14 protein-coding genes are annotated in these 12,248 nt (G+C 42.3%); 6 read left to right on the forward strand and 8 right to left on the reverse strand.

The genetic code is table 11. The features are described 5' to 3' along the window. The first annotated feature begins 51 nt into the window (after nt 1-51). From CZ809_RS14675 to CZ809_RS14690, 4 genes are read left to right on the forward strand one after another with little or no spacing between them, the layout of a single operon-like run. On the forward strand, nt 52-1,899 hold the full coding sequence (locus tag CZ809_RS14675) for a penicillin-binding protein activator (protein WP_080158324.1): 1,848 nt from the start codon (nt 52-54) through the stop codon (nt 1,897-1,899). After that, entirely contained in the window at nt 1,877-2,251 is a 375-nt protein-coding gene (locus CZ809_RS14680) for a YraN family protein (RefSeq protein ID WP_107276453.1), read from the forward strand. The genes CZ809_RS14675 and CZ809_RS14680 overlap by 23 nt, the downstream gene beginning before the upstream one ends. 2 nt (nt 2,252-2,253) lie before the next feature. Continuing rightward, complete coding sequence (locus tag CZ809_RS14685) at nt 2,254-2,844, forward strand: phosphoheptose isomerase (protein ID WP_080158325.1); 591 nt, start codon at nt 2,254-2,256, stop codon at nt 2,842-2,844. Nucleotides 2,845-2,847: 3 nt separating this feature from the next. After that, nucleotides 2,848-3,390, forward strand: a complete 543-nt coding sequence (locus CZ809_RS14690; RefSeq protein ID WP_080158326.1) for a BON domain-containing protein — start codon at nt 2,848-2,850, stop codon at nt 3,388-3,390. Nucleotides 3,391-3,463: 73 nt separating this feature from the next. Here CZ809_RS14690 and sspB read toward each other — a convergent pair whose 3' ends face one another. From sspB to zapE, 8 genes are all read right to left on the reverse strand, one after another. Further along, nucleotides 3,464-3,970, reverse strand: coding sequence for a ClpXP protease specificity-enhancing factor (gene sspB / locus CZ809_RS14695; protein ID WP_080158327.1), 507 nt, complete (start codon nt 3,968-3,970; stop codon nt 3,464-3,466). Nucleotides 3,971-3,972: 2 nt separating this feature from the next. Next, the gene (gene sspA, locus CZ809_RS14700) at nt 3,973-4,611 is read right to left on the reverse strand and encodes a stringent starvation protein SspA (protein ID WP_080158328.1); all 639 of its coding nucleotides are present in this window, start codon (nt 4,609-4,611) and stop codon (nt 3,973-3,975) included. A gap of 85 nt (nt 4,612-4,696) precedes the next feature. Next, nucleotides 4,697-5,434: a cytochrome c1 gene (locus tag CZ809_RS14705; RefSeq protein ID WP_080158329.1), complete on the reverse strand. Its 738-nt coding sequence runs from the start codon at nt 5,432-5,434 to the stop codon at nt 4,697-4,699. Next, complete coding sequence (locus CZ809_RS14710) at nt 5,431-6,696, reverse strand: cytochrome b (protein WP_080158330.1); 1,266 nt, start codon at nt 6,694-6,696, stop codon at nt 5,431-5,433. Before CZ809_RS14710 ends, CZ809_RS14705 begins: the two co-directional genes overlap by 4 nt. After that, on the reverse strand, nt 6,696-7,286 hold the full coding sequence (gene petA / locus CZ809_RS14715; RefSeq protein ID WP_080158331.1) for a ubiquinol-cytochrome c reductase iron-sulfur subunit: 591 nt from the start codon (nt 7,284-7,286) through the stop codon (nt 6,696-6,698). Before petA ends, CZ809_RS14710 begins: the two co-directional genes overlap by 1 nt. A 477-nt stretch (nt 7,287-7,763) precedes the next feature. Then, entirely contained in the window at nt 7,764-8,156 is a 393-nt protein-coding gene (gene rpsI / locus CZ809_RS14725; protein WP_036793177.1) for a 30S ribosomal protein S9, read from the reverse strand. Between the two features lie 15 nt (nt 8,157-8,171). Next, the gene (gene rplM / locus CZ809_RS14730; RefSeq protein ID WP_060998308.1) at nt 8,172-8,600 is read right to left on the reverse strand and encodes a 50S ribosomal protein L13; all 429 of its coding nucleotides are present in this window, start codon (nt 8,598-8,600) and stop codon (nt 8,172-8,174) included. Between the two features lie 299 nt (nt 8,601-8,899). Continuing rightward, nucleotides 8,900-10,045: a cell division protein ZapE gene (gene zapE, locus CZ809_RS14735; protein ID WP_080158400.1), complete on the reverse strand. Its 1,146-nt coding sequence runs from the start codon at nt 10,043-10,045 to the stop codon at nt 8,900-8,902. A 193-nt stretch (nt 10,046-10,238) separates the two neighbouring features. Here zapE and zapG point away from each other — a divergent pair, with 193 nt between their 5' ends. Continuing rightward, on the forward strand, nt 10,239-10,700 hold the full coding sequence (gene zapG, locus CZ809_RS14740) for a Z-ring associated protein ZapG (RefSeq protein ID WP_080158401.1): 462 nt from the start codon (nt 10,239-10,241) through the stop codon (nt 10,698-10,700). A gap of 101 nt (nt 10,701-10,801) precedes the next feature. Further along, nucleotides 10,802-12,172: a Do family serine endopeptidase gene (locus tag CZ809_RS14745; RefSeq protein ID WP_080158333.1), complete on the forward strand. Its 1,371-nt coding sequence runs from the start codon at nt 10,802-10,804 to the stop codon at nt 12,170-12,172. Nucleotides 12,173-12,248 lie beyond the last annotated feature (76 nt).

Consider the following 12,248-nt stretch of genomic DNA (forward strand, 5'->3'; position numbering starts at 1 on the left):
TCTCATCTGCAATTAATATCAAGAGTAATTTGTCACAGTTGAATAAATTCAATGCCCAATTTTACCCATAAGCGTAAAAGTGTATCACGACTGATGGCGCCTGTAGCCCTTGCTGTTGCTTTAGCAGGGTGTAGCACGCCAAACCTGTACAATAATCAGGTGCCATTAACGGATATCACTGCGGTAGCCGCTCAAAGCTCAGCCGCCTATTTAAGTAAAGCCAATACCAGTGATGGCGCAGAGCGTACTAACTGGGAGATCATGGCCGTTAAAGCAATGATCCTCGAAAATAAATGGCAACAAGCCGATCAATGGATTGCTAAATTATCACAGCAATCTATGAGCCCAACTCAAATTGCGGAATGGCAACTCGCGCGTGCAATGGTACGTGAGCACCAAGGGCAACCACAAGCGGCACTGAACAGTTTAAACTTTCAGCCATCGTGGTCACTAACCAAGAGCCAGTATCAACGTTATTACATGCTACGCGCTAACTTATTGGAACAATTGAATCATCAGTTCCAAGCCGCACGCGAGCGTACAAAACTTGATTTCTATTTAGATCACTCACAAAAAGCCGCTAACTGGCAGCAAGTTTGGCATGACCTATCAGGTTATACCAATGCTCAATTAGGCAGTGTTAAGCTAACGGATAACGACAGTGTGCTCAAAGGTTGGGTTGAACTCGCGATGTTGAAAAACAGTGCGACGTTGCCACCAATGCAACTGAAACAAGCCATCGAACAATGGTTATATCGTCATCCTAGCCATCCAGCAAACCAATATTTACCGGCCGATTTAAAAGCGTTAATCGAAATGAAAGCCGTTAAGCTGGATAATATTGCTTTGTTATTGCCACTTTCAGGCCGTTTTGCCGCACAAGGTAAAGCGGTTCGCGATGGTTTTATCAATGCTATGATGGATGATAAAAGTCGTGATACGAATAATGAGCTCAATATTTATGATACTGAAGCTCAATCAATACCTACTATCATGGCACAACTACAACAAAACGGTACTCAGTTTGTTGTAGGGCCATTACGCAAAAATGTTATTACTGCATTCCAGCAAGATAATACTAGCCACATCAACATGCTAGCATTAAACATGCCACCACAAATCAGTAATAATAAGCCTAATGCTTGTTATTTTGCGCTATCGCCAGAACAAGAAGCCCAACAAGCGGCTGAACGTATTTATGCTCAAGGTCACCGTAACCCTACTGTATTAGTACCTTCCAATAGCTATGGTCAACGCGTTGCACAAGCATTTAGCCAACAATGGGCTCAGCTTGATGGTCAACCAGCGTTAACGGTTAGCTTTGGTAATCAGGCGCAAATACCACAACAAATAAGAAGTGCTTTTGGTCGTGGTGCAGGCAGTCATGCTGATGCAATCTATATGGTCGCAAGCCGCAATGAATTGATGATGCTAAAACCGTTCATTGAAGCTGCTATGCCGCCAACGGGTGATCCAGCACAGATCTATGCGAGCTCACGCAGTAACCCAGACAGCCATAACACTAACCGTGAATTACGCGGTATTGAAATTAGCGACATTCCATTACTGATCAATCCACATTCAGCTTATATGGAACGCTTTAATCAATTGTGGCCAAATCAAGGTAACACCAGTATCCGTTTACATGCCTTTGGTATGGATGCTTACGCAATCGCCAAGCAATTACCTGAGATGCGTGCTAATCACCATCACAGTATTCAAGGTGAAACAGGGCAACTGGCGGTAAATAACCAATGTGTTGTGCAACGACAAATTGATTGGGGTAAATTCAGTAGTGAAGGCATTACTCCACTATCAACCACTCAAATGCCAGCAACCACTATCTCTGATATGCCAGATAGCATAGACCTGATCAGTGGTGATACGTCTGCCCAGTAAGCGTCAGATTGGCCAAGCCTATGAACTGATGGCGGAACAATATTTGTGCCGCCATCATCTGACCCCTATCGCTCGAAATTTTAGCTGTCGTAGCGGTGAGATTGATTTAATCATGCAACAAGGTAAGTGTTTGGTGTTTATTGAAGTAAAATACCGAACGCAATCTCATTATGGTTCTGCAGTTGAAGCGGTTAATTGGCATAAACAACAAAAGCTCAAACGAGCGGCTTTTTTTTGGATGCACAAAAATGGCTTCTCAATTGAGCATTGTCAATTTCGTTTTGATGTCATTGCCATCCAAGGTCACCACCACCATATTGAGTGGTTTACTAATATATTAGTTGAAGGTTAGTCATGCTAGATAGCATTCGAGAAAGTTTTACCGAAAGTATTCAAACCCAAATTGCAGCAGCGGAAGCTTTACCTGATGCGATTTCAAAAGCCGCTCAAGTGATGGTTCAAAGCTTATTAAATGGCAATAAGATTTTAAGTTGTGGTAATGGTGGCTCTGCAGCCAATGCTCAACAACTCGCATCATGCTTAATCAACCGTTTTGAAATTGAACGTCCAAGCCTGCCTGCCCTTGCATTAACCGCAGATACTACCGTTTTAACGGCCATTGCTAACGATTATCACCACGATGAAGTTTTTTCAAAACAAGTTCGTGCGTTAGGCCAAGCGGGAGATATTTTATTAGTGCTATCAACCAGTGGTAACAGTAAAAATATCATCAAAGCCATGGAAGCGGCACTCGCACGAGATATGAACATCATCGCCTTAACTGGTAAAGATGGCGGTGAAATGGCGGGATTATTAGGCGTGCAAGATGTTGAAATTCGTATTCCATCCCAACGCACGGTGCGGATTCAAGAAGGTCACTTATTAACGATTCATTGTTTATGCGATTTGATTGATCAAGTTTTATTTCCACATAACGAAGGCTAATCAATGAAGTGGTTATTGACGTTACTCGTTATATCTAGTCTATCGCTATCAGGATGTTCGGTTTTTTCAACCAATGATCCGCGAAATAACACTCAACATTGGCAAGATCAAAAAATAGACATGGATATTGCTGGTATTGCTCATACTCGTGAATACACCAAGCAATTGAGCATAGATAGCGTAGCCTTAAATGGCACGGTATTGGTGGTTGGTCAAGCGACATCACAGCCGCTTAAACAAGCCTTTATCAATCAAGTACGCCATATTCCTGATGTTGATCGTGTTTATGATCAAATCCAAGTACGTCCCTTGTTAACAATGGCAAACATCAGTGAAGATGCTTGGCTAACCACTAAAGTAAAGTCGCAACTGATTGCCAGTAAGCAACTAACCAATGTAGTTATCAAGGTGATCACGGAAAATAAACGGGTATTTTTATTAGGTTATGTCGCTCCAGAACAAGCCACAATAGCAACCAATGTTGCGCGTAATGTCTCAGGGGTTGAACATGTTATTACCCTGTTTGAAAAACCGTTAACGCACTAATCCCCTTGTTGATTATCAAGCGAAAAAAAACGCAGCCACTGGCTGCGTTTTTTGTTGTAGCTGATTGCCAATATTATTTGACAACACGTAAGCTTGGACGACCACGTGGACGTGGTGGCTCATCATCAGGTTCATCACCTTCAGCCGCTTCAGTAACGACTGCAAATGGTGACACTGAAGGAGCAACAACATCATCACTGCTCTCGTCTTCTAACGCTTGCTCATCATCATAGATAGCAGTATCAGTATCATATGCTGCTTCTGGCTCGAACATAGTTCCTGCACCGTTTTCACGCGCATAAATAGCCAACACAGCATACATAGGTACGATAACTGAGTGTGGACGACCACTGAAACGCGCACTAAAGCTTACCGCTTCATTGCTCAGTTCTAAGTTGCCCACCGCCATTGGAGCGATGTTAAGGATGATTTGACCATCACTCACAAACTCCATTGGCACCTTAACCCCAGGTAAAGTCGCATCAACGACTAAATGTGGCGTTAGGTCATTATCAACCAACCAATCATAAAACGCGCGCAACAAATAAGGGCGGCGCGGCGTCATATTTTCGATATCCATAATTACTGGCCAGCTAAACGCATTTCACGTTCAGCTTCAGTTAAAGAAGCAAGGAATGAATCACGTTCAAATACGCGCGTCATGTATGCTTTCACTTCTTTAGCACCAGTACCACTTAGCTCAATACCCATTTCAGGTAAACGCCATAGTAGTGGAGCAAGGTAGCAATCAACTAAGCTAAATTCATCACTCATAAAGAATGGGTATTCAGCAAATACAGGTGCTAACGCTAATAACTCTTCACGTAATTGCTTACGTGCTTTATCGGCTTCATCAGCAGTACCTGAGTTAATCTTATTCGCTAGTGAGTACCAGTTACGTTCAACACGGTACATCATTAAACGACTATTACCACGGGCAACAGGATAAACAGGCATTAGAGGTGGGTGAGGGAAACGCTCATCCAAGTACTCCATGATAATGTTAGCTTGGTATAGCGCTAATTCGCGATCAACCAATGTTGGAACTGAACTGTATGGGTTCAGTTCTAACAGATCTTCCGGCAGGCTCATTGGATCAACCAGCTCAATTTCAACACTAACGCCTTTTTCAGCTAGTACGATACGCACCTGATGGCTGTAGATGTCTGAAGCATCAGAATACAGAGTCATCACAGAGCGTTTATTGGCAGCAACAGCCATCAACCCCTCCAGTATATTTAATACACAAAAAGCAATGGAGGCTTGAGCCCCCATTGCGAGATTCTTAACCCACTAGATTACCTTATCAGTGGACATCACGCCAATATTCTTTCTTCAACAACACAGTTAATACTAAGAATATAACAATAAATCCCATCACCCACAGCCCTAATCGCTGTCGTTCCAACTTCATTGGCTCAGCGGAATAATCTAAAAAATTCACCAAATCACGTACCGCAGTATCGTATTGTTGTGAATTTAAGCGGCCACTGCCATCGGTTTCAATGCCCATCAAAACTTGAGTTGGACTGCCATCGATCATTTGAGTTTCATAGATTCTACGCGGTACCCCTTGTAATTCTTCTAATACATGGGGCATTCCAACACTAGGAAAAAGGCTATTATTCACTCCAAACGGACGCTCAGGATCAGCATAAAATGAATGTAAATAAGTATATAACCAATCAGTTCCTCGCACCCTTGCCACCATAGTCAAATCAGGTGTAGGCGCACCAAAAGAAGCTGCAGCGTATTGTTTTGACATTGCATTTGTCATTAAATCGCCAATTTTTGCATTCGGGTTAAACATTAAATTTTGCTGCATAAGATCCAAAGGGATCCCTAAATCTGTAGCAACCCTTTCATAACGTTGATATTGAGTCGAATGACAACCTGCACAATAATTGATAAACAATTGCGCACCACGTTGTAAAGACGTTTGATCGGTTAAATCATTATTTGCAGCTTGTAAATTGGCGCTTCCACCACCAGCAATAGCACTGGTCGGCAGCCACAGCAGTAATGCTACAATCCATTGTTTCATTTGAAGTTCACCCTCTTCGGTAGCGGTTGAGTCGCTTCATTTTTACTGTAGAAAAACAACACAATAAAAAACATAAAATAGGTAAAACTAAACATCTGCGCTAATACTGTAAATAATGGAGTAACAGGCAACGCCCCTAAAATGCCCAACGCAATAAAACTCACCGTAAACTGAGCCAAATTAATCAAATGCCATTTACTGCGATAACGGAACGAGCGCACTCGACAACGATCAAACCATGGTAACAAGAACAGAAAGATGATCGCAGCCCCCATCGCTGCAACCCCAAGTAGCTTATCAGGCACAGCGCGTAAAATGGCATAAAACGGAGTGAAGTACCAAACAGGAGCAATATGCTCAGGCGTTTTCATCGGGTTAGCCGCTTCAAAATTTGGCGCTTCTAAAAAATAGCCGCCCATTTCAGGTGCAAAAAAGATCACATAACTAAAGAACAGTGCAAATATAGCGACGCCAATCAAATCTTTTACCGTCCCATACGGATGAAAGGGGATCGAATCAATAATGTCGTATTTTTTAGTATAGTCTTCATGAAACGTAAACTGGGTCTGATAATCATCGCCTTGGCTACCTTTAGGTAACTTAGTATCAATGCCATCAGGATTATTTGAGCCTACCTCATGCAACGCCAGCACATGTAATACCACCAGCAATAACAACACTAACGGTAATGCAATAACATGCAATGCAAAGAAACGGTTAAGGGTTGCGCCAGAAATAACATAATCACCACGAATCCATAAGGTGAGATCATCGCCGATCACAGGGATCGCACCAAACAAGGAAATGATAACCTGTGCCCCCCAATAAGACATCTGCCCCCACGGTAGCAAATACCCCATAAAAGCTTCAGCCATTAGCACTAAAAAGATCAACATTCCAAACAACCATAATAGCTCGCGTGGTTTTTGATAAGATCCATAAATTAGGCCACGGAACATATGTAAATAGATCACCACAAAAAATGCGGATGCGCCGGTCGAATGCATATAGCGTAATAGCCACCCATACTCAACGTCACGCATGATGTACTCAATGGAGGCAAATGCACCATCGGCTGACGGTACGTAATTCATGGTTAGCCAAATTCCCGTAATAATCTGATTCACCAGTACTAGCATCGCTAAAGAACCAAACACATACCAAAAGTTAAAGTTCTTTGGCATTGGATATTGAGACAAATGCTTACGGTATGCATTGGTTACAGGTAATCGTTTATCGATCCAATCAACTAAGCCCGCCATTATGCAGTCTCCTTATCAAGCCCAATCAAAATGGTGTCATCGTTTAAAAATTGATGTGGCGGCACCACCAAATTAAGTGGAGCTGGAACGCCTGCAAATACTCGCCCTGCCATATCAAAGGTTGAACCATGACATGGACAAAAAAAGCCAGCGGCAATACCACTGACTTGATCACTAAAGCTATTGGGTAAATACGTTGGCGAACACCCAAGATGAGTACAGATACCGACAGCTAAAAATATTTCAGGCTTTAATGAACGGTAAGCATTTTGGGCATAATTCGGTTGCTGTGGTTCATCTGAATCGGGATCTCGAAGTTGATTATCATGGGTGGTTAACTGTTGTAAGACGGCCTGACTGCGGCGCACAATCCACACAGGCTTTCCTCGCCATTCAACACGAATCATTTGTCCATCAACTAATTTACTAATGTTGACTTTAACTGGAGCACCAGCCGCTTTCGCTTTTTCACTGGGGTTCCATGATTTAATAAATGGGATTGCAATTGCAACCGCACCAATACCGCCAACAACCGATGTTGTCGCCGTTAAAAAGCGACGTCTTCCATTATTTATTCGCACATTGCTCATCCATTTTCTCCAATAGCTCCTGCTTGGATTTTTTATTGGTTCTTTTTTTATATCCCTGATATTTAACTTGAGGCCTAACTAAAAAGAATACAGTAACAATTTTGCTACAATTTTAAATTATCACCAACATCTAAAGAATAAGTAAAGGTCAACATATTCACAAGTTCAAGCCCTTGTTTAGCAACAAATGTTGGATATAGGGTGTTTTTCGTTATTATGCATGGGTGTTTATAGGAAAACAGCAGGTGCGAGGTGCGAGGTGCGAGGTGCGAGGTGCGAGGTGCGAGGTGCGAGGTGCGAGGTGCGAGGTGCGAGGTGCGAGGTGCGAGGTGCGAGGTGCGAGGTGCGAGGTGCGAGAATATTCTATTGAAGATAAGAAACAATACTTTCATAGAAAATAATCAAAAAAAAAGCCCAACCCGAGGGCTGAGCTTTTCTGTACACAGTAAACCAGATATAAAATCTGGAAGCGTAATATTAACGCTTAGAGAACTGTGGACGACGACGTGCTTTACGTAGACCAACTTTCTTACGTTCAACGCAACGAGCGTCGCGAGTAACGTAGCCAGCTGCACGTAGAGCAGGACGTAGAGTTTCATCGTATTCCATAAGAGCACGAGTGATACCGTGACGGATAGCACCAGATTGACCAGTGATACCACCACCTTTAACAGTGATGTATAGGTCAAAATTCTCAGTCATACCTACAAGCTCAAGAGGCTGAAGAACTACCATGCGCGCTGTTGGGCGGCTGAAGTACTCTTCGATGCTACGCTTGTTGATTACGATGTTGCCAGTACCCGGTTTGATGAAAACGCGAGCTGCTGAGCTTTTACGGCGACCAGTGCCGTAGTATTGATTCTCTGCCATTGTCATAATTCCCAATTAGATGTCTAGTACTTTAGGCTGTTGTGCAGCATGGTTGTGCTCAGTACCTGCGTAAACTTTAAGCTTACGGAACATAGCACGGCCTAGAGGACCTTTTGGAAGCATGCCTTTAACAGCAGTTTCAATAACCATTTCTGGTTTCTTAGCAATTAGCTTATCAAAGCTGATTGACTTAAGGCCGCCGATGAAGCCAGTGTGGTGGTGGTACATTTTATCTGTACGCTTTGCACCAGTTACTGCTACTTTCTCAGCATTGATAACTACAATGTAGTCACCAGTGTCAACGTGTGGAGTGTACTCCGGCTTGTGCTTGCCACGTAGACGAGAAGCGATTTCAGTTGATAGACGACCTAGAGTTTTACCTTCAGCGTCAACAACATACCAGTCACGTTTTACAGTTTCTGGTTTAGCAACGAAAGTTTTCATGCTAATTAATACCCATTATTTAAATAGTTTCACTTACTAGAACCATCGAATGATGATTCCTCTGTTAAGAGCCCAGTCATCACCCCTTCGAGTGGGTGGCACTCCTGGCTTTCGCCATACAGGTACGGTGGGTCGCAAGATTATAGAGAAGGGTGCGGAAAAAATCACCTTTTTTCCCAAAAAAATTGTTTTTTTTTCATATCGACGCTCATTAATTGCTAATTAGGCCAATAAATCACAATTTAAAGTGTGTTAATTACCCTTTAGATATGACGAATCTTAAAAAAACGAATTTCCCTTTATTCATCGACCAAATGAGGTCGAGCTAAATATTGTTCACTTTGCATTTCAATTAGCCGCGAACAACAGCGTTTAAATTCAAACAGTAATCGTCCGTTAGTATAAAGTTCAGTTAAAGGCACTTCCGCGGAGATAATTAAGGTGACATGGCGCTCATAAAACTCATCCACCATCGCAATAAAGCGCCGAGCAGCATCTTGGTGCTCAGTCATCACGCGAACATCAGCAACTAACACTGTGTGGTACACCTGGGCGATTTCAATATAATCATTTTGACTGCGCGCCGTTTGGCATAATTGATAAAAACTAAATTGCACGATGCCATTCGCCTCACGTTGAGCCGTGATTGAGCGCTGATTAATAACAATTATTTTCTCATTATAACGAGGCTCAAAACTTAGCTGTTCAAAATAATCCGCTAAATTTTGATTAGCTTGCGGCCCTAACGGTGAATAATATATTGCCGCTTGCACCAATGACCGTAAGCGATAATCAATCCCCGCATCAACATTAACCACCTCACAATGTTGCTCAATAAGTGCAATCGCAGGTAAAAATCGTGCACGTTGCAAACCATTTCGATATAACTCATGGGGAGCGATGTTCGACGTTGCGACTAAAGTAATGCCGCGTTGAAATAAGGCTTCAAGTAACGTTGCCAAAATCATCGCATCGGTAATATCACTGACAAAAAATTCATCAAAACAAATAATATCGGTTTGTTGTTTAAAATTATCCGCCACATGCTCCAATGGATTCTCAATGCCATCAAGTTGTTGCAGCTGTTGATGAACCCGATACATAAAACGGTGAAAATGAATTCGCATTTTTCGTTGGGTTGGCAAACACTCAAAAAAGGTATCGACTAAATAGGTTTTCCCACGTCCGACTCCACCCCAAAAATACAGCCCTCTAACTGGCACGATATCTGCTTTAGTCTTTGGTGTTAACAATGTTGACGATAGCAATAATGCTTTGGCTGCAGAAGATAATCGTTGCCATCGCGTCGTAATGGGTAATGGTGTAACAGGTTCCAGCAACCGATGATATAAATCATCCAGATGCGTAACGGCATTGGCTTGGGCTGGGTCTGCAAAAAAATCAATACGTTGCAGATCGGCATGGTATTGCGTGAGCGGTGTCAGCGTCGTCATTTGATGAGATCCCTTTTCATCTATTACTGGAATAATCACAGCATACGTCATCACAATATATGATTGAATCAGTATCATGCGCAACTAGCTCAAGGTATAGTAGTAGCGTTATTACGCTCGAACAAACAGCGACTTGACTGAAAAACACGTATTAACACTAAAATCACAAGGAGTTATCATGGTTATGAGTTGGATTATTGCAATTGCTATTTTTATTGCGGGAATCTTTGTTGGTTCCATTATAAGTCGGTTAACAAACAAAAACCAAAATCAGCACTCGTCATTAAAAAAAGATCTCGATAAATCAAAATATGAATTAGAGCAATATCGCCAAGAACTTGTCGACCATTTTGCTCGTAGCGCTGAGTTACTCGACAATGTATCTAAAGATTACGGTAAGCTCTACGAGCACATGGCCAAGACATCAGCGGAGTTGATGCCTAATTTACCGACCCAAGACAATCCATTTGCACAACGAATCACCACCTTAGAGCCAGTGGAAAACGACACCCCCATTGAAGATGAAGTAATGGATCACCAACCGCGTGACTACGCCAATGGTGCAACCGGCTTGTTTAGTGATAAGCCAACCACCATTAAAGATAACGATATGGCGGCATCAGCACAGTCAGCAAAAGCAAGCTAGTCGTCACTTATACGATCAATACTTCGCTTCAAAAGCATAATTTGGGGAACTTAATTCCAGTTAACAAGTCATAATTTAACTTGTTAACTCGGAGTTAAATCATGCGTAAAAAAAACCTTTTCGTTATTAGTGCATTAGCGTTAACTGTTAGTACGCTTATGGCACCACTGACAGCGAATGCTGCTCTTCCTATCACGGTAAGTAATCAATCTGTGCCTAGTCTTGCGCCCATGCTTGAGCAAGTCACACCAGCCGTTGTCAGTATCGCCATAGAAGGTAAACAAGTTTCAAAGCAACATGTACCAGACGCTTATCGTTTTTTCTTCGGCCCTGATTTTCCAACTGAGCAAGTTCAAGAACGTCCTTTTCGAGGGCTAGGATCTGGCGTTATTATTGATGCTAATAAAGGCTATATTGTTACTAATCAACATGTCATCAATAACGCTGATAAAATCATGGTTCAACTATATGATGGCCATGAAGTTACCGCAAAACTGATTGGCAGTGATAAATCATCTGATATTGCTTTACTGCAAATCGACACGCCAAAAAAATTAACCGCAATTAAATTAGCGAATTCCGACAAATTACGTGTGGGTGATTTTGCGATTGCGATTGGTAACCCTTTTGGTCTTGGACAAACAGTGACTTCTGGGATTGTGTCCGCTTTAGGTCGTAGTGGCTTAAACCTTGAAAATATAGAAAACTTTATTCAAACCGATGCTGCAATTAATAGTGGTAACTCTGGCGGCGCACTGATTAATCTCAATGGTGAATTAATCGGTATTAATACAGCGATCCTTGCGCCTGATAAAGGCAACGTCGGTATTGGTTTTGCCATTCCATCCAATATGGTAAATAACCTTACAGCGCAAATCATTAAATTTGGTCAAGTTCGCCGTGGTACCTTGGGTGTACAAGGACGTGAACTAACCGCAGAATTAGCACAAACATTTGGCTATGACACCAATCAAGGTGCCTTTGTAAACCAAGTAATGCCAAATTCTGCCGCCCAAAAAGCAGGCTTAAAAGCAGGCGATATTATTATTGCAGTAAATGGCGATCCTATTCGTTCATTCAGTGAATTACGAGCAAAAGTGGCGACGTTGGGCGCGGGTAAAACCCTCACTTTAAAAGCTATGCGTAACGGTAAATTACAACAATTCACGGTCACGTTAAGTGCCAGTGCTGACAACCTTGTTAATGCTGATGATCTTCACTCAAGCTTAAGTGGTGCGCAATTTAGTAACACCACCGTTAATGGTAAAGCGCACGGCGTTGAAGTTACACAATTAACAAAGGGCTCATTGGCTGCGCGTTCAGGGTTATTAAAAGGTGATATTATTATTGGTCTTAACCGCCTTGCTATTAATAATCTGGGTCAATTACGTAAAGCATTGGCGCATCCACCCAAGGTTATCGCACTTGAAATTCAACGCGGCAATAATGTGCTGTATCTTATTATTCGTTAATTTTAACGTATCAATACGCGTGAAGGTCTGATTGTGGGACGAATTTAACAACGGCATCAATGCCAATAGTTGGTCT

Source organism: Photobacterium piscicola (genome assembly GCF_900166965.1).
Lineage (GTDB): Bacteria > Pseudomonadota > Gammaproteobacteria > Enterobacterales > Vibrionaceae > Photobacterium > Photobacterium piscicola.

What these genes read in the sequence shown, in the direction of transcription:
- CZ809_RS14685 (WP_080158325.1), top strand. Translation starts at nt 2,254, where the DNA reads ATGCTAGATAGCATTCGAGAAAGTTTTACCGAAAGTATTCAAACCCAA.
- CZ809_RS14690 (WP_080158326.1), top strand. Translation starts at nt 2,848, where the DNA reads ATGAAGTGGTTATTGACGTTACTCGTTATATCTAGTCTATCGCTATCA.
- petA (WP_080158331.1), bottom strand. Translation starts at nt 7,286, where the DNA reads ATGAGCAATGTGCGAATAAATAATGGAAGACGTCGCTTTTTAACGGCG.
- CZ809_RS14745 (WP_080158333.1), top strand. Translation starts at nt 10,802, where the DNA reads ATGCGTAAAAAAAACCTTTTCGTTATTAGTGCATTAGCGTTAACTGTT.
- rpsI (WP_036793177.1), bottom strand. Translation starts at nt 8,156, where the DNA reads ATGGCAGAGAATCAATACTACGGCACTGGTCGCCGTAAAAGCTCAGCA.
- sspA (WP_080158328.1), bottom strand. Translation starts at nt 4,611, where the DNA reads ATGGCTGTTGCTGCCAATAAACGCTCTGTGATGACTCTGTATTCTGAT.
- rplM (WP_060998308.1), bottom strand. Translation starts at nt 8,600, where the DNA reads ATGAAAACTTTCGTTGCTAAACCAGAAACTGTAAAACGTGACTGGTAT.
- CZ809_RS14705 (WP_080158329.1), bottom strand. Translation starts at nt 5,434, where the DNA reads ATGAAACAATGGATTGTAGCATTACTGCTGTGGCTGCCGACCAGTGCT.
- sspB (WP_080158327.1), bottom strand. Translation starts at nt 3,970, where the DNA reads ATGGATATCGAAAATATGACGCCGCGCCGCCCTTATTTGTTGCGCGCG.
- zapG (WP_080158401.1), top strand. Translation starts at nt 10,239, where the DNA reads ATGAGTTGGATTATTGCAATTGCTATTTTTATTGCGGGAATCTTTGTT.
- CZ809_RS14675 (WP_080158324.1), top strand. Translation starts at nt 52, where the DNA reads ATGCCCAATTTTACCCATAAGCGTAAAAGTGTATCACGACTGATGGCG.
- CZ809_RS14710 (WP_080158330.1), bottom strand. Translation starts at nt 6,696, where the DNA reads ATGGCGGGCTTAGTTGATTGGATCGATAAACGATTACCTGTAACCAAT.